At 36.8% G+C, this 18247-nt stretch carries 17 protein-coding genes and 1 other annotated feature; of the genes, 12 read left to right on the top strand and 5 right to left on the bottom strand.

The features are described from left to right. Positions 1–270 precede the first annotated feature (270 nt). The 4 genes from ccpA to AZF04_RS19070 all read left to right on the top strand — a co-directional run bounded on the left by ccpA (position 271) and on the right by AZF04_RS19070 (position 3715). Complete coding sequence (gene ccpA, locus AZF04_RS19055; RefSeq protein ID WP_045481009.1) at positions 271–1272, top strand: catabolite control protein A; 1002 nt, start codon at positions 271–273, stop codon at positions 1270–1272. Positions 1273–1305: 33 nt separating this feature from the next. After that, positions 1306–2109 carry a flagellar motor protein MotP gene (motP, locus tag AZF04_RS19060; RefSeq protein ID WP_045481010.1) on the top strand — a complete coding sequence of 268 codons (804 nt, stop codon included), beginning with the start codon at positions 1306–1308 and terminating at the stop codon, positions 2107–2109. Next, entirely contained in the window at positions 2099–2839 is a 741-nt protein-coding gene (gene motS / locus AZF04_RS19065) for a flagellar motor protein MotS (RefSeq protein WP_412459227.1), read from the top strand. Before motP ends, motS begins: the two co-directional genes overlap by 11 nt. Positions 2840–3019: 180 nt before the next feature. Next, positions 3020–3715 (top strand): 5'-methylthioadenosine/adenosylhomocysteine nucleosidase, encoded by a 696-nt coding sequence (locus AZF04_RS19070; RefSeq protein ID WP_061950159.1) that lies wholly within the window; start codon positions 3020–3022, stop codon positions 3713–3715. Positions 3716–4078: 363 nt separating this feature from the next. Here the strand turns inward: AZF04_RS19070 and AZF04_RS19075 are convergent, their stop codons facing one another. From AZF04_RS19075 to AZF04_RS19085, 3 genes are read right to left on the bottom strand one after another with little or no spacing between them, the layout of a single operon-like run. After that, on the bottom strand, positions 4079–5242 hold the full coding sequence (locus AZF04_RS19075; RefSeq protein WP_061950141.1) for an acetoin utilization protein AcuC: 1164 nt from the start codon (positions 5240–5242) through the stop codon (positions 4079–4081). Then, entirely contained in the window at positions 5239–5883 is a 645-nt protein-coding gene (locus AZF04_RS19080; protein WP_061950142.1) for an acetoin utilization AcuB family protein, read from the bottom strand. The genes AZF04_RS19075 and AZF04_RS19080 overlap by 4 nt, the downstream gene beginning before the upstream one ends. Positions 5884–5904: 21 nt before the next feature. Continuing rightward, positions 5905–6537, bottom strand: coding sequence for a GNAT family N-acetyltransferase (locus AZF04_RS19085; RefSeq protein ID WP_045481017.1), 633 nt, complete (start codon positions 6535–6537; stop codon positions 5905–5907). 199 nt (positions 6538–6736) lie between these two features. Here AZF04_RS19085 and acsA point away from each other — a divergent pair, with 199 nt between their 5' ends. Then, positions 6737–8452, top strand: coding sequence for an acetate--CoA ligase (acsA, locus tag AZF04_RS19090; protein WP_061950143.1), 1716 nt, complete (start codon positions 6737–6739; stop codon positions 8450–8452). Between the two features lie 120 nt (positions 8453–8572). On the opposite strand, the gene AZF04_RS19095 is transcribed toward acsA, so the two are convergent. Beyond that, on the bottom strand, positions 8573–11533 hold the full coding sequence (locus AZF04_RS19095; RefSeq protein WP_061950144.1) for a transglycosylase domain-containing protein: 2961 nt from the start codon (positions 11531–11533) through the stop codon (positions 8573–8575). 125 nt (positions 11534–11658) lie between these two features. After that, positions 11659–11875, top strand: a binding site (T-box leader). A gap of 43 nt (positions 11876–11918) precedes the next feature. On the opposite strand from AZF04_RS19095, the gene tyrS reads away from it, so the two are divergent. The 7 genes from tyrS (at position 11919) to AZF04_RS19130 (ending at position 18005) form a co-directional block, all read left to right on the top strand. After that, a complete protein-coding gene (gene tyrS, locus AZF04_RS19100) occupies positions 11919–13157 on the top strand; it encodes a tyrosine--tRNA ligase (protein ID WP_061950145.1) in 1239 nt (412 codons plus the stop codon). Positions 13158–13254: 97 nt separating this feature from the next. Further along, a complete protein-coding gene (locus AZF04_RS19105; protein ID WP_061950146.1) occupies positions 13255–13656 on the top strand; it encodes a CidA/LrgA family protein in 402 nt (133 codons plus the stop codon). 39 nt (positions 13657–13695) lie between these two features. Further along, entirely contained in the window at positions 13696–14373 is a 678-nt protein-coding gene (locus AZF04_RS19110; protein ID WP_061950147.1) for an LrgB family protein, read from the top strand. A 536-nt stretch (positions 14374–14909) separates the two neighbouring features. Continuing rightward, a complete protein-coding gene (locus AZF04_RS19115) occupies positions 14910–15755 on the top strand; it encodes a DUF2785 domain-containing protein (RefSeq protein ID WP_061950148.1) in 846 nt (281 codons plus the stop codon). A gap of 56 nt (positions 15756–15811) precedes the next feature. Further along, positions 15812–16714: a ribokinase gene (rbsK, locus tag AZF04_RS19120; RefSeq protein ID WP_061950149.1), complete on the top strand. Its 903-nt coding sequence runs from the start codon at positions 15812–15814 to the stop codon at positions 16712–16714. 71 nt (positions 16715–16785) lie between these two features. Then, entirely contained in the window at positions 16786–17544 is a 759-nt protein-coding gene (locus tag AZF04_RS19125) for an AAA family ATPase (protein WP_061950150.1), read from the top strand. Positions 17545–17582: 38 nt separating this feature from the next. Beyond that, on the top strand, positions 17583–18005 hold the full coding sequence (locus AZF04_RS19130; protein WP_061950151.1) for a DUF1801 domain-containing protein: 423 nt from the start codon (positions 17583–17585) through the stop codon (positions 18003–18005). Between the two features lie 132 nt (positions 18006–18137). Here the strand turns inward: AZF04_RS19130 and AZF04_RS20830 are convergent. Continuing rightward, positions 18138–18247: IS3 family transposase (locus tag AZF04_RS20830; protein WP_153017307.1), on the bottom strand; the 110-nt coding region annotated here is incomplete at its 5' end.

Raw genomic sequence — 18247 nt, forward strand, 5'->3', positions numbered from 1 at the left:
CGAACTTTATTCTTAAAGATTGATTTATTTAGAATTAGACATTATCTTAAAGTAGAGAAAGTGTATGAAAATACGATATCAAATAATTTTTATCCTAAAGGGGTATAATAGGACTAATTTGGGAATTAGGTCATTCGTAAAAATTGTGTTGAAAATTATACGAAAGTTGTCGATATAAGTAGTGTAAAGACATTGCGGACCTCCAAATTGTATCGTATGATTACATTACATATTGAATAATGATACGTTTAAAATAAGAGGAGGATGACAGTGAATACAACAATATATGATGTAGCAAGAGAAGCAGGAGTTTCAATGGCTACTGTATCACGTGTAGTAAATGGAAATCCAAATGTAAAGCCAACAACTAGAAAGAAAGTTTTAGAAGCTATTGAACGACTCGGTTATCGTCCAAATGCAGTAGCGCGTGGATTAGCGAGTAAGAAAACAACTACTGTTGGTGTCATCATTCCGGATATCTCAAGTATATTCTTTGCAGAGCTTGCCAGAGGAATCGAAGATATTGCCACTATGTATAAGTACAATATTATACTGTGTAATTCAGACCAAAATAAAGATAAAGAAATACATCTAATTAATACTCTTTTAGAGAAGCAAGTAGATGGTATCGTCTTTATGGGAAGTCAAATTACGGAGGAACATGTTGAGCAATTCAAACGTTCTCCAGTTCCAGTTGTACTTGCAGCAACACTAGATACTGACAAAGAAGTTCCTTCGGTTAATATTGACTATAAGCAGGCTGTATATGATGCGATTAAGTCTCTAACCGAAAAGGGACATTCTAGAATAGGGATGTTATCTGGCTCGTTAGATGATCCAGTTAACGGCTATCAAAAATTTGCTGGCTATCGTGCTGCTTTAGAGGATTCGAACCTTGAGTTCCATGATGAATTAATTGTGATTGGTGACTACACGTACGATTCAGGAATTGAAGCAATGGAGAAGTTTGTAAATCTTGCGGACAAGCCAACTGCTATTTTTGCAGCAACAGATGAAATGGCATTAGGTATTATTCATGGAGCGCAAGACCGTGGATACAGCATTCCAGATGACTTTGAAGTCATTGGATTTGATAATACACGCTTAGCAACGATGGTCCGGCCGACTTTAACAACGGTTGTTCAGCCAATGTATGATATTGGTGCTGTATCAATGCGTTTATTGACAAAGTACATGAATAAAGAAGAGCTTGATAATCATATTGTTGTATTACCACACCGCATTGAATTTAGGCAATCAACAAAACAATAGATTTTGGAGATTAATTCAATCAGGGAGTGGAATATGAAAAAGTTCGATTTAATGACTCCAATAGGATTATTTTTAGGGATAACGGTCCTCCTTGTGGCTGTTTTCGCTATATCTGGACCGACTGGGTTAGGGTATTTTTTTGATGTAGCTTCCGTTTTTATCGTTATCGGTGGTGTTTTAGCAGCACTTATTGTGAATTTCTCATTTAAAGAGCTTTTAAAAGTGCCAAAAATGTTTATGGAAGTGTTTAATACAAAAGATCAAAATATTGGTGACTTAACCCAAACCTTCGTAGATCTTTCTAGTAAGGCTAGGAGAGAAGGCCTTTTAGCATTAGAGGCAAGTCTTGATGAGGTAGAGGACCCATTTATACGTAAAGGGATCCTGCTCGCTGTAGATGGAATTGAACCAGATGTAATCAAGGATATAATGATGGCTGAAGTAGTAGCAATGGAAGATCGACATAATAAAGCGCGCTCGGTTTTTGAAAAAGCGGGTGAATATGCACCTGCATGGGGAATGTCTGGGACATTAATAGCACTTGTCTTAATGCTACAAAATATGGAGTCTCCAGAGACGCTTGGACCTAGTATGTCTTTAGCGATGATCACCACACTGTATGGGGTTGTTTTGGCTAACCTTGTTTTTATTCCAATGTCCTCAAAGCTTGCGAATAAAACCGAAGAAGAAGTATTTATGAAGCAAATTATTATTGAGGGTGTTATCGGAGTTCAATCGGGTCAAAACCCTAAAATATTAGAAGAAAAGCTTAGTGCTTTTCATCGCAGTCAGAATAAATCAAAGACGGTAAGCGGTGATCAAGATGTTGAAGCGTAGGCGTCAACAAGTTGATAAAGGTGCACCTAAATGGATGGTTACCTTTTCAGATTTGATGACACTGATCCTTGTCTTTTTTATCTTATTATTTTCAATGTCAGTTGTGGATGCTCAAAAGTTCAATGCATTAGTAGAATCCTTTAATCAACGGCAGGTTTTTGATTTTATGCCATCGTTAATTGAAAATGAGAATCCGGCTGATGATGCTGAAAATAATCAATCGGATTATGATGAAACTTCTGCAGATGGGGACACCATGGAAATGGATGAACTATTACGAGAAGTACAGGAGTTTATTGAAAGAAATCAATTAAATGAATTTATTTCTGCAACAAGGGATGACCGTGGAGTTGTTTTAGTCTTACAGGAAAGAATGACCTTTGAGTCTGGTGAAGCTGAACTATTACAGGAGGCGGAACCTTTTTTAGAAAAGGTAGGTACCCTTATTGAAGCTATTCCGAATCTTGTAAAGGTTGAAGGACATACAGATAACCGTCCTATTTCAACGGTTCGTTATCCTTCGAATTGGGAATTATCTGGGGCTAGAGCAAGCAGTGTCATCCGTTATTTAATTGAACAATTTGATGTAGATCCGCAAAGGTTTATGGCTACTGGTTTTGGCGATACAAGGCCAGTTGTACCTAATGACTCTAATGAAAATATGCAATTGAATCGACGAGTTGTGATCGTCATATCTGATCCGACCTATGATGAACAAGAAACCTTTTAACGTGAATGAAGTTAAAAAAAGTGATGTAGGGGGCGCACCTTACTATCACTTTTTTTGTATTTAAAATGATAGTATCAGAAGGTAAGATTCATTAATATCCTTCATTTCCCTTTTAACAATTGAAAAAAAAAGTTAAACTTAACTTAGCAAAATGGATTAGGATGCTGTGAGGTGTTAGAAATGAAAATAGGAATAGTCGGAGCAATGAACGAAGAAATTGAGCAGATGAAGCTAGACATGCAAATCGAAAAAGAAGTGATAAAAGCAGATATTAAGTTCTATGAGGGCACTCTTCTCGGAAAACCTATTGTCTTATGTAAATCTGGGGTAGGAAAAGTGAATGCAGCACTTACTACACAAATTCTAATTGATTATTTTCAAGTTACTTCTTTAATCTTTACAGGAGTTGCAGGGGGACTGCTGGAGGAATTAGATGTTGGAGATATTGTCATCTCTACTAGTGCTATGCATCATGATATAGATGGAAGTCCTTTAGGTTTTCAAAAGGGAGAGATCCCAATGTTTGAGCATTCTTCAGATTTTACAGCGAATTCAAAGCTTGTTGAAGTTGCGACAGAAGCCGCGTTAGAATTAGTGGTTGCCGATGTTGTGAAAGGCCGAATTTTAAGTGGAGATCAATTTGTGGCGAATCGTGAAAAGGTTTTAACCCTAAGGGAAGAGTTCGGTGGAGTTTGTGTTGAGATGGAAGGAGCTGCACTTGCTCAGGTGGCCTATTTAAATCAAGTTCCTTTTGTTATTATTCGCTCAATATCAGATAAGGCCAATGGAGAAGCCTCCTTAAGCTTTGCGGATTTTACAAAGCTAGCTAGTAAACAATCTCATGATGTGGTTTGTAAAATGCTAATGAAGCTATAAATACATGTAAAAGGTTGAGGTCAAACAGTCTGTCGGCAAAGTGTCACAAAGTGAGGCTTACGATAGGCTTTTTGTTTGTCAAGATTTCGTTTTTTGCTTCCGCTTCCTGGATGGGGGCACGCTTCCCATAGAAGGTCGTTGAACGAGCCGGCAAGCCGGTGGATTTCAACCTGACCTTTCCTCCAGCATGAGTCGACCTTCCCATCCTGTCGCCTTTTTGTTTTCCCTCAAACAAAGTTAGGGGCACTGGACCATGATGTCAAAAGATAGACAGGTGAAATAACAAAAAAACGCATTTGAGAGACCATCCTCCAAATGCGTTTTGTTTACAACCAGCTGAGTCAAAAAACTCAGCCTTTTCTACTATTTTGATTCTCTACGAATGTAAAGAAGGGCATGCTCCAATGTTTTCAGATTTTTTTCTGTAATTTCCGCTTTTCTAGGGATGTTAGGTAGCTCTTCTTTCGGATCTAGCCAGCTAAATGGCAGAGGAACTGGAGATTCCTTTTGCCATTTTTTGTGCCAGGTATTTGGAAGCTTTTTATCAAAAAGATGAGTCTGATCGGTCATTTCAAGCCAAATGGATGCCCATGCTCTTGGGACGACATCCCATATATCATAACCGCCGCCTCCTACAGCAATCCACTTACCATCACAATACTTATGAGCTAGTTGATGAGCTAGCTTCGGAATAAATTGAAAGCTTTTTTGAGTAACACTTAAATGAGTTAAAGGATCTTTAAAGTGAGCATCTGCCCCATTTTGAGTTAGTATAATGTCAGGTTTAAAAAATTGAACCGCCTCTTTAAAGGAGGTTTCATAGAGCTCAATAAAAGAATCATCCTCTGTAAAAGCATCAATAGGAATATTAATAGAATACCCGTACCCATTTCCCGAACCGATTTCATTCGTTTGGCCAGTGCCTGGAAACAAGTATCTTCCTGTTTCATGGATACTGAGTGTACAAACATCCTGATCATCATAAAAGGCAAATTGTACACCATCACCATGATGAGCGTCTGTATCAATATAGAGAACACGTACTCCATATTTTCTTTTCATATACTCGATGGCAATGGCGCTATCATTATAAACACAAAATCCCGATGCTTTCCCACGAAATCCATGATGGAGTCCTCCACCTAAATGAAGTGCATGCTTAAAATGTCCATTCATTACAGCATCAACAGCAGATAAAGTTCCCCCTACAATTAAAGCAGATGCTTCGTGCATATTAGAAAATATTGGAGTATCCTCCGTATCTAATCCATAACAATCTGCTTCCTCAGCACTCAATTCTCCAGCTCCGGCTCTTTTAACAGCTTTAATATAATCGCTATCATGAATGAGCTTCAGTTCTTCATCAGAAGCTATACGAGGCTTGATTATAAGTTTTGAATCAAGGCTCCCAAGCTTCATCAATAAATCCTGAGTTAATTCAAGTCGCAAGTGATTAAAGGGATGATCATCATTAAAACGATATTTGATTTGGTCTGACGAATAAATAAATGCCGATTTTGAACTCATTGTTTCCCTCCTGGTATGTTGGGCCACAATACGTCATACCCTGAAGAGCGTATTTCATCAACTACTCTTCTTGGATCAATGGTTTGAATACGAAAAACCAGTATTTGATTGGTCGAATGTTTAGCAGGCCTCACGATAACGCTTACAATATTCGTCTTGTTCTTTTTGAAAATAGCTGCAACATCTGCAAGAACCCCTGTCCGATTAGGAACGGATACCTCAATATGTGAGCTAGGCTGATTAGCTCCAATCAATTCAATCAATGAATAAAGAATTTCTTTTTCCGTAAGTATACCTACAAGCTTATTTTGATCGATAATTGGTAAACAACCAATATGATTTTCATAGAACAAAGAGGAGACATCTTGAATGAAATCAAGAGGATGGGCAGTAATCACTTCTTTTTTCATTAACGTTTCGATAGATTGTTCGAGTGTAGTGCTCTCTTTTTCTATAGTAAAAATAGAAGGTCTGGCATCTCGAATGTCTCGATCTGACACAATACCAATCAAAGAAAAGCTTTCATCTACAATAGGAAGATGTCTAATCCTCTTTTCTTCTAACAATTGAATAGCATCTTTAATCGTTGCATCCTTTTTAAGAGTCATCACTTCTTTACGCATAATATCTTCAACAAGCAATGAAGGTCCCTCCTTCTAAAATTAATACATAAAGCGATTTTGAAATCTTAATAAATCAAATTGCTGTACAGTATCAGGCTGAACATTTGCTCCTATTCTTACCATCAAACAATTAGCAGGGTGTGAGCTTATTTCTGGGTCATCCGTTGCAAACCAAACGAGACCACCTGCGTTCATCATTTTTTCCATCATTTTTCTATATTCCCAAACATCTAAACCGCTTCCTTTCAGGTCCCAATGCCAGTAGTATTCGGTTGTAATAATAATATACTCTTCCATGAAAGGATCAGAAATCGACATTTGTAATAACGTTTTTCCGGCTTTAACGCCACGATATTCAGGGGCAATTTCAATCGCACCAAGTTCAATTAAATTCTCAATATTTCCTTCTGACCAACGCTCTAAAGGATCGGGGTACAGAAATGTGACATAACCTACTACTAAATCATGGTCACGGATGATATTAATACGACCTTCAGGTAAATCAGCAATTTCAACTAGCGCATCCTTTTGCTCATGCACAGGACGAAAAGAGGTGAGATCTGGGTGAAAATCGTACTCTTTTAGCTTCTCACTTGAAACAGGGCCTTCTAAGATAAGCGCCCTATCTTTATATGCTAATTGGGTAGAGGAATAGTTTTTTTTATGCTTCATATGTTTATTTAACCACCTTTTAACCACAATGTCCTTATAGCATATCATATCATACAGAATACACATATTATTCAGAATTGATGGTATTTTTGTGACGATTACCACTTTTTTAAAAGTAAATAAAATTGAATTAATGATTTGTCTGTACTATAATAAAAGAATATTATTCTAAAATGAAAACAAGAGAGGAAGATGTATGATGAGTATGCAAGCGCTTCCATCTGTAAATGGAAATTATAATTTAGAAAACTACGATAAAATAAAGAAGGATTTTAATTGGGATACTGCTAATCAAGCCTTTTCTTGGCATGATACGGGTAAAATAAATCTAGCTTATGAAGCGATAGATCGTCATGCACTAGGAGAAAAAGCAAGTAAAATTGCGTTATACTACAGCGATGGAAAAAGAGAAGAAAAATTTACATATGAAGAAATGAAAGTGAATTCTAATAAGGCAGCAAATGTTTTAAAAAGTGTTGGTGTCGAAAAGGGAGACCGAGTATTTATTTTTATGCCTCGTTCTCCGGAGCTTTATTTCTCTTTGATTGGAACCATAAAATTAGGAGCGATTGTTGGTCCTCTTTTTGAAGCGTTCATGGAGGGAGCTGTCCGAGATCGATTAGAGGATAGTGAAGCAAAGGTGCTAGTGACTACATCTGCTTTATTAGAGAGGGTTCCTGTTGGGGATTTGCCTCAATTAGAGAAAATTTTACTTGTTGATAAAGAGGTGAAAGAAACGGAGCAGGTGCTTGATTTTAATCGACGTTTTGCGAGTGCAGAGGAAGAATTAGAGATCGAGTGGGTCGATCTAGAAACGCCACTTATCTTGCATTATACTTCGGGCTCAACGGGTAAACCAAAAGGTGTCTTACATGTGCACCATGCTATGGTCCAACATTATCAGACAGCAAAGTGGGTATTAGATTTAAAAGATGACGATATTTATTGGTGTACGGCTGACCCAGGATGGGTTACGGGGACATCATATGGTATTTTTGGTCCATGGTTAGCGGGAGTGACAAACGTGGTCAAGGGTGGTCGTTTTAGTCCAGAAGATTGGTATGATACGTTACAGCAATACAAGGTGACGGTTTGGTACAGTGCGCCAACTGCTTTTAGAATGCTGATGAGTGCAGGAGATGAGCTGGTAAAAAAATATGATTTATCGAATGTTCGTCACGTAGCTAGTGTAGGAGAACCATTAAATCCTGAAGTCATTCGTTGGGGAATGAAGGTATTTCAATTAAGAATTCACGATACTTGGTGGATGACTGAAACAGGCTCACAGCTTATTTGTAATTATCCAGCTATGGAAATCCGTCCTGGGTCAATGGGAAAACCAATACCTGGAGTTGAAGCGGCTATTATTGATAACCAAGGTCGTGTGCTACCGCCAAATCGTATGGGGAATTTAGCGATTAAAAAAGGCTGGCCTTCTATGATGAGGGCAATCTGGAATAATGAACCGAAATTCAAAAGCTATTTTGAATTGGAAGGTTGGTATATTTCTGGTGATTCAGCTTATATGGATGAAGATGGCTATTTCTGGTTCCAAGGTCGAGTGGATGATGTTATCATGACTTCAGGAGAAAGAGTGGGTCCATTTGAAGTAGAAAGTAAATTAGTAGAACATCCGGCGATTGCAGAAGCAGGAGTAATCGGTAAACCAGATCCAGTGCGGGGCGAAATTATTAAAGCATTTATTGCCTTACGAGATGGATATGAAGTGACGGATGAATTAAAAGAAGAAATACGTATATTCGTGAAAAATGGTTTATCAGCTCATGCAGCACCACGAGAAATTGAATTCAGAGCGAAGCTTCCTAAAACACGAAGTGGTAAAATCATGAGACGTGTTCTTAAAGCATGGGAACTAGATTTACCAACGGGTGATTTATCAACGATGGAAGATTAATAAAAGGAAAAAACAAGCACCAAGGTTGAGAAACCTGGGTGCTTGTTTTTTAAAAAAAAATCTGAGCTAAGGCGGTACGGCCCGAGCTCAGAATAGGGTAAGTGACTTAAAGGATATGGATTAATCGTCGCTATCTTCATCATTTTGATTTTGTTCTTCTTCTTTTTTTCGTTCTTCTTCTTTCTTCTTTTCTTCCTCTTTTTTGCGTTGTTCTTCTTTTTTACGTTCTTCTTCTTTTTTCTTCTCTTCTTCTTTCTTTTCTTTCTCCTCTTGCTTTTTGCGCTCTTCTTCTTCTTTACGCTCTTGTTCTTCTTGTTTTTCTTGCTCTTCCTGCTCCTGTTCTTCTTTACTTATCCAATCAGAGCCACTCGCAATGTCTGATGGTGAAGATTGTTTGCCAGTTGTAGTTACTGCAATGACATAATATGCGTTGGAGCCTCCGTTTACATTATAGCTTGTCGTTTCATTGCCTTTAACGTCAGCAATTTTCTTAAAGTCATCGCTGCCATTGCTTGCTTGGTATATTCGATATCCAACAATATCATTTCTTCCATGCTTACTCCATGATAAAGTGGAGCTTCCTAAGCTAACCCCACTTACTTTACCAGGGCTATCACCATTAGAAGGTGCATTTTGGTTAGGAACGATATTTTTCATGTTCTCTGGCAAATAGGATGAAATATTATCTATGTTCCAGAGATCAAAGGAAACCGATAATCCTTGGTCTGTAAATTCTTTTGGTGTTGAATCAAGTGCTTTATAGTTTTTGCCATTAATCGTAACAAAACGAGCTGCTGTACTATCATCCTGTTTAGTAGGAACAAACTTCGAATTAAATAGCTCTGACTTCACATATCCAGCATCCTGACAAGCTTTGGAAGCAAGTGTTCCTGTTAATGTACACACGGAACGACTGACAATTCCTTCTGGCTGCTGAAAGCGTTCGTTAGGTGCAATTAATTCAGGTCTAATATCATAAATCGCATTAGCCATTCGAGCCCATTGTGCTTGTGTTCGCTGACTATACGTACCTGCTCCAGTTGATTGTAACGTTGCTTTCTCAGCATTAGAAGGATAGCCGATCCAAACACCGAGAGATACATTAGGATTTGTCGCCACAAACCAGTAATCTTTTGCAAATTGAGAGGTACCTGTTTTTCCTGCCCAATCAGCTGAGAATTTTAATTGATTTGGAATACCTCTAGCGGTTCCACCACCGCCTCTTAAAACATCTCTCATCATATCAAGCATTAAATAAGATGTTTGCGGGGAGTACACCTCGACTTCGTCTTTTTCATGCTCAAAAATTACTTCTCCGTCTTTCGTTTCGATTTTTTCAATCATATAAGAGCTGACATGCTTTCCGCCATTAGCAAAGGTAGCATAAGCATTTACATTCTTCTCAACTGAGATATCAATTGGACCTAAAGCAGTTGATTCAGGTAAAGCATCTTCAAAATGTTTGAATTCTAGTTTATCAAATATGTCCTTCGTTACATCAGAAGGAGTAGCCCTAAAGGCACGAACGGCAGGAACGTTTCGTGATTCTGCAACCGAATCACGTACTGTCATTAATCCTTTATAACGGTTATCAAAATTTGTAATGGGTTTACCCCCAGAAACATATCTATCTTCAGTATCTGGAATAACAAAGCCAGGCTGTGCCACCCCTACCTCCATCGCCGGCGCATAGGCAAGTAAAGGCTTCATCGTCGATCCTGTCGATCTTTGTGCTTGAGTTGCATAATTATAATTGTTCGTTGAGTTTTGCTCATCACGACCACCAACAAAGGAAAGGATTTTCCCAGTCGAATTATCAAGGAGAACAAACGCAATCTCCTCCTGCTCCGTATAGCTATTACCACTACTATCAGTATCCGAGCGGTCATTCCCAAATAAATGACTATTATTCATTAATGCTTCTTGCATGCCATCGTATAAATCCTTATCGATCGTAGAATGAATCACATAACCCTTACGTCGTAAATCCATAGCGGCTTTTTGAATATATTGATCACGAACCTCTTGGCGCTCATCGGGATCTTCTATTTCACTTAAAACCACTTCATCTTCTTCCATAGCGGCTTTCATTAAAATATCAACCGATCTTCTCATAATATCATCTGTTAAATAAGGATATTTTTCTAAAGGTGAGGGAGTACGGTCGGTTAAATGCTCGCGTACATCATACTCTAACGCTTCATTATATTCGTCTTCTGAAATATACCCATTATCATGCATATTTCTTAGTACTGATTTCATACGATTAATTCCCGCATCGAAGCTTTCCTTTACAGATCCATCATTATTAAATGGAGTGTAAGCAAAAGGACTTTGAGGCAGTCCAGCAATAAAGGCAGACTGAGGAATATTTAATTCACTAGCATCGACACCAAAAATTCCTTGGGCAGCTGCTTGAACACCACCAATTTGTCTTCCAGACGCATTACGACCAAATGGCACAACATTAAGGTAGGCTTCAAGGATTTCTTGTTTGTCCATGAAATGCTCTAAACGCATCGCGAGTAAAATTTCAGTCGCTTTACGATCAAAAGATACTTCACTTGATAATATTTGTTGCTTTATTAATTGCTGTGTTAACGTACTACCGCCAGTTTGAACACTTGAATTGGCTACTTCCTGAAGCACAGCCCGCATGATTGCTTTAGGAACGACTCCATCATGCTCAAAAAAGTGCTCATCCTCTGTAGCAATGAGGGCGTGGACGACATGGTCTGAAATATTTTCTAAATCCACTTCTTCTCTTTCAAATTCAGTTGGAACCTTTCCTAAGTACGTATTATCTGCAAAGTATATTTCACTTGTTTCTTCGTAGTTATAAATGTCTGCTAGCATATCAGATTCTGAACGTAATGGTTCATCAGCTACAAGAGAAGCGAAATAACCTGCGGCAGCTCCGCCAGCAAAAAAGACTGACATTAGTCCAAATATTAGGAATATCAAAAATAAATTCCAAAAAACTTGATAAGTAATGCCGATTCTTCTTATAATTTTCGTTTCATGTAACCACTCTGAAATCGACCTAATTCGATCGATGAATGAAGAAAATAGTTTTTTCATAGCGAACCTCCTATTTATCAAGCCATATTATAGCATATGATGAGTTCAGTTCCTATCTTTTCTGGATATATTTGTTCTTTAGTTTGACAATTATCTAGCTTTTATGGTAAAAAAGAATCATTATATTTAACGTAATGAAGAGAACAGAGTAGCTTACATATCTGTAGCATTTAGAGAACTGATGATTTGGTGAAAGTCAGTACAGAGTGGTGGCGAATTACATTCTCGGAGCTTTTCTTATGAGTAATAAGAGACGGTAGCGCCGTTATCGCTTTAAGTGGAAGTTTATTCTTAAAAATAAGCTTCAATTAGGGTGGTACCGCGAAGAACCTCGTCCCTTTTTTGGGATAGGTTCTTTTTTTTTTTCAAAAAAGGAGGATTATCAATGGATAAAGTAGTATTAACTTCCGCACAAAAGGAAGAGGTAGAGCGCCAATTAAAGGTATTTGGACGTGGAGTTGTTGAAATCATACCAGAGGATGAATTTCGGAAGAAGATCGAAAAATCTGTAATAACGGGTAAACCATTAAAGGTTAAGCTAGGAATGGACCCATCCGCTCCAGACGTTCATCTTGGCCATACAGTGGTTCTTCATAAATTAAGACAATTCCAAGAATTTGGTCACGAAATTCAAATGTTAATTGGAGATTTTACAGGGAGAATTGGAGACCCAACAGGAAAGTCTGAAACAAGAAAACCATTAACTGATGAACAAGTAATGGAAAATGCGAAAACATATGTTGAACAGTACGGAAAAATTTTAGATATGAAAAAGGCGAAGCTTTACTATAATTCAGAATGGTTAAAAGCTTTATCGTTTGAACAGGTTATACAGCTTGCGGGTCAAATGACTGTGGCAAGAATGCTCGAAAGAGATGATTTTGAAAAGAGATATAAAGGTGGACAATCGATTTCGATACATGAATTCTTTTACCCACTCATGCAAGGATATGACTCGGTGGCACTAGAATCGGATGTTGAAGTAGGTGGAACGGATCAGAAGTTCAATTTATTAATGGGAAGACAGCTTCAGGAGGCATATGGTCAAGAAAAGCAAATTGTTTTAACCTTACCATTAATTGAAGGTCTTGATGGAGAGAGAAAGATGTCTAAATCTCTTCATAATTACATCGGGATTGATGAAAAGCCTAATGAAATTTTTGGAAAGTCGATGTCGATACCAGATGAGCTCATGATCAAATATTACAAATTAGCTACTGATATCCCATTGGAAGAAATTGCTGAGCTAGAAGAAGGATTAAATTCTGGCTCGTTGCACCCACGAGATGCTAAAATGAAGTTAGGTGCTAAGTTTGTCGAAATGTATCATGGCAAAAAAGAAGCAGAAGAAGCTGTACAGTATTTTCAAACCGTTTTTCAAAAAGGATCATTACCTGATGATATACCTGAAGTTAAATGGGATGGCGAAAAACAAATCTGGATTGTTGATTTGTTAGTTGAATTAAAGCTTCAAGGATCAAAAGGTGAAGCAAGAAGAATGATTCAGAATGGCGGAGTTAAAATCAATACTGAAAAAGTAACAGATGTCCAAATGCAGGTTGATATAGAGGCTGGCTTAATCATTCAAGTTGGTAAGAGAAAATTTGTAAAAATAATAGACTAGATGCATGAGGAAGTCGGTAATCAATTCAAGATTACCGATCTTCTTTTTGCTTATGGCTGCGTAAGATCATGGTAAGCAGCTATTAAGGAGGGAGTGGATGATGAGGATTTTTCAAGTAATAATCGCGGTAATTATTATTTATTTATATAATATGGCTGGTGGCTGGATTCAACATCAATGGATTCCGTATATTCCTGGTAGTTTAATAGGGATGGGGATGATGTTTATCACATTGCTTCTAGGTGGAGAAAAGATTTTTCAATGGTTAAATTCAGGGTCTCATCTATTAATTAAATTATTACCTTTATTCTTCGTTCCAGTAACAGTAGGAATTATTCAGTATCGTGAATTAATATCCTGGTTCGGAGTCATTATATTTTTTTCGGTTGTATTAAGTAGTTTGATCGTTCTATGGTTAACCTCCTTTATCATACAAAAAATCATGCTGTTAAAAGAAAAAAAACAACAGGCGTTACACATCTTAGAAGAGGAAAAATAATGGGTGATTGGCTTGCTAAATGGGAGAGGAGTTTATTTAATGGAAGTGGTACTATGGTTATTGCTTACATGCATCATTTTTTGGGGGGCTTTTTATTTATACAAAAAAACAAAATCTAACTTATTACTACCTGTATTTGTTACAAGTGCGGTAGTAGTGATTCTTTTAATTATTTTTAATGTTTCCTATGAAAGCTATTTTCAGGGAGCTCAATATATTGATCAATTTCTAGGACCAGCTATTGTGGCTTTAAGCTTTCCCTTATATGTACATCGTAAAAAATTAGTTAAGCACTTTTTGATGATAGCTGGCTGGTTATTGTTTGCAGCAGTAGCTACGATGACTTTGGGGACCGTTTTCTTTTATGCAAACGGCTACGAGCTTGAGCTATTAGTGTCCCTATTATTGAAAAATACGACTGCACCGATAGCGATTGAATTATCAAATATTTATGGAGGTATGCCTTCTTTTTCTGCAGTAATGGTCACCTTTGCTGGAATGTCTGGGGCCATTTTAGGTCCATACCTTTTTAAGTGGAGTAAAATTGAACATCCATTGGCAAAAGGTATTTCTATGGGAGCAATCTCACATGCCATCGGAACAGCTCGTGTAATGGATGAGGATGAAGAAGCAGGGGCCATTAGTACAGTTTCATTTCTTATTATGGCTATCATGACTACGGCTCTAATGCCTTTATTTGTCTTTTGGTATCAATAATAGCTTTTTAGTATAAAGGTTTGTAAGAAAAATAGCTGAGCATTTTTATAATGTTCAGCTATTTTTATAGAATTTTAAAATTGGAATTTCTTCATCTTATTTTAAGTAGTTGCTAAATATTCTACCTCTAAGAATAGCCGAAATCCTGATATAATAATGGAAAAGAACATTAAATCGTCTTATTCAAAGTTTTTTAATAAAGAAATAAAAAAGTTAATAGTAACATGACAACTTAGCATACTACTATTTGTTTAAAAGTGCCTGTTAAATTCATCATTGTTGTCTTGAATTCTGCAGTAGAAATTGAAGATGAGAACCAGGTGCCGAGAGATAACAGGAAAAAGGCATAGATCTTGGTTTAAGTTCTTATTAGAATACATTTACAAAATAGATGTGCTTGAGGATAACTTCAATACTAATGGACAAGTGATACAATATCCATAGTAAAGAAAACATTATCATGACTGAAACAAATTACTCAAGAAAAGAAATGGAACCTTTATGTAGTGTTTCTAGTAAAGGAAGGAGTTTTTATCGTGACATTGAAGGACAAACTACGTATGCTAAAGGAGAACAACTTCAAGCCCTTTGAAAACACGGATATACAAAAAATATTGCAAGAGTCCTTAAAACAATTAGGTTCAACAGATAGTGAACTAAGAGATGATTTAATATATGGTACAATATCCAATTGGATAGTAGAAGGTTTTCTAACTGAAAGCGAATTAAAACACTTGCAAGAAACATTAATTAGTGATGATTTTTTATTTTATCAAATTGGTGAGCAAGGTACTGATTCAATTTTTAGAAGATCGTTTTCTGTACTTTTGTTAGCTCCTATCATATATATTCACCACAAAAAAAATATATTTTCTACTGAAGAAGTGAGAGTTATCATTAATAAGACTATTGATTACTTAACTCTTGAGAAAGATCTTAGAGGTAACGTTAGCAAGAAGGGCTGGGCACATAGTATTGCTCATACTGCCGATTCTTTATACCAGTTAATTGAATATTTAGATGAAAAAGATATAACAAGGGTTCTAAAAAGTATTGCATTAAAATTTTCTACTCATGATTATATTTTAAAAGACGAAGAAGATGAACGAACAGTAAATTTTTTAGTGAAAAGCATTATGAAAGGTAAGGTAAGAATACAAGATTTTAATGCTTGGTTAAGTAAATTAAGTAAAGTAGATAGTAATCTAAATTATGAAAAACTGTATACTATAAAATCTAATATAAAATCGCTTATAAGAAGTCTCTATTTAAGGCTTAATTATCTTAACAAAGAAGAATTTACTATTTACCTAGTTTCAATAGATAAAGCATTAGAAGGATTAGATTTACATTATTACCAAATTAGTATGGACGATTACTAGCAATAAGGGAGTAGCTTTTATAAATATTTTTGGGTAGTTGTAAAGGAGTTAATACTATGAAGCATATAGTCATTATAGGAAGTTCATCAATGGATTTTGTAGTAAGCGCAGATAAAAGACCTGAAAAGGGAGAGACGATTATAGGCAACCAATTTGTCTCAATGCCTGGTGGGAAAGGAGCCAACCAAGCAGTTGCGGCTGCAAGGCTTGGTTCGAAGGTAACGATGCTAGGCTCTGTTGGTACAGATCGCTATGCTGATGAAATCCTTAATAATTTTAAAAAAAATAATGTTTCAACGGAACACCTTAGAATCATACCTGATGTTTCCACAGGAACTGCACATATAACGATAGCTGAGAAAGACAATAGCATTATTGTCGTTAAAGGAGCGAATGAATATGTGACGGTTTCTTATATTGAGGAAAAGATAAATGTGATAGAGGAAGCAGATATTGTATTAATTCAGCAAGAAATCCCCGCAGATACAGTTGAATATGTGATTGAGCTGTGCGAACAGCTTCAAAAGAAAATCATTTTAAATCCTGCTCCTTATCGAAAAGTTTCTAAGGAGCTTTTAAAAAAGGCAACCTATCTCACTCCTAATGAGCATGAATGTCAATCACTGTTTGAAGAAGAAAATCAATCGGACATTCTTAGACAATTTCCAAATCAGCTTATGATAACGGAAGGTGAAAATGGAGTGCGTTATTTTGATGGTACGAAGGAATGTTTGATTCCTAGTTACTCTGTAGATGTAGTGGATACAACAGGTGCTGGAGATACATTTAATGCGGCTTTTGCTGTTTCACTCGTCCATGGTGAACGTATAGACCACTCCATCGATTTTGCCAATTATGCGGCTGCACTGTCCGTGAAGAAAATAGGAGCCCAAGGTGGAATGCCAACAAAGGACGAGATGATCAAGCAATTTCCAAATCATAGATGCTTTGAGGTTTAGCCTAATCAATAGAAAAACCATTATTTAATTAGAATCCTGTAGATGAGAACTCTGTAAAGGTGGGGAAATTTATGCGCTTAAACAAAGACAATCAATATATAAGAATGATTACTTTATTAAGAGAACGAATAGAAGATTTCGATCAATTTCCTTTTTCATTACCTGCTATCTCTACTTTCGAGCAGCTGCGTTTCCATCCAAATGTCACCTATATCATCGGAGAAAATGGAATGGGGAAATCTACTTTATTAGAGGCTATCGCCATTAATTATGGCTTTAACCCAGAAGGTGGTACCTTAAATTTCCGTTTTTCAAGCTTTGATAGCCATTCGGTTCTTGAGCATTTTATTCGTTTAAGTAAAGGCGTGTATAAACCTAAGGATGGCTTTTTCTTTCGTTCTGAAACCTTTTATAATGTAGCATCCTTTATTGAAGAATTAGATGCTGAGCCAGGTGGAGGCACACCGATTATTCAATCATTTGGAGGGAAATCGTTACATGAGCAATCCCATGGTGAGTCGTTTTTTGCTGCTTTTATGGAAAGGTTTAGTGGCAAGGGACTATACATACTAGATGAACCAGAGGCTGCTCTTTCTCCCATTCGACAAATGTCCTTGCTAGCAAGAATTCACGAATTAGTGGAGGATGGCTCTCAATTTATTATCTCGACTCACTCCCCTTTATTAATGGCTTATCCAGACTCTATTTTATATCAATTAAATGATGAAAAAATAAAGAAAGTAACGTTAGAAGAAAGTGAGCATTATCAAATCATGAAACAATTTTTTGATAATAAAGATCGGTTGCTTCATCATTTGTTTCGGTCATAAATTTTATCAGTTAAAAAAGAGAATGGGAGGTTTTAAGGATGTATGAACAGAAAACGAAAGAAACAGACAATAGTGTCATTGAATTTATCGAAACAGTTGAAAATGAGAAGAAAAGGTCAGATGCTTATCGATTATTAGAAATTTTTGAAGAGGTAACCGGTTATCGTGCTAAAATGTGGGGTCCTAGCATTATTGGCTTTGGTAGCTATCACTATAAGTATGCATCTGGGCATGAGGGGGACGCACCTTTAGTAGGATTCTCACCAAGAAAGGCGAAAATTAGTCTATATTTAGCTTATGAAAGTGAAGAAAGAGAAAAATTATTAGAAGGTTTTGGTAAACATACAAAGGGCAAGGCTTGTATATATATAAATAAATTAGCTGATATTGATACAGAAATTTTAAAGGATCTTATTGTACATACAGTCAAAACTTTTCAGGAAATGTACCCTAATGAATAAAGCTATCGTATAAATAAGAGGCTGGGACCATACGCATTAATGAATTTCTCAACAAATCTTAGTTCTCAGTTGTCCGCTCCCGCAAGACACTCCGCGTCCTGAAGTGAACCCCAAAAGTTAGACAGCTTATGTTTAAGAAAACGGTTGGGCAAGAGTTCGGTACTGTATAGGACTCTTGCCTTTTAGTTTGGTCTTAATACGTTGGTTATTATAGTAATCCATGTATTCTTTTAGTTCCTGTT

The sequence above is a fragment of the Alkalihalobacillus trypoxylicola genome (assembly GCF_001590785.1).
Lineage (GTDB): Bacteria > Bacillota > Bacilli > Bacillales > Bacillaceae_D > Alkalihalobacillus > Alkalihalobacillus trypoxylicola.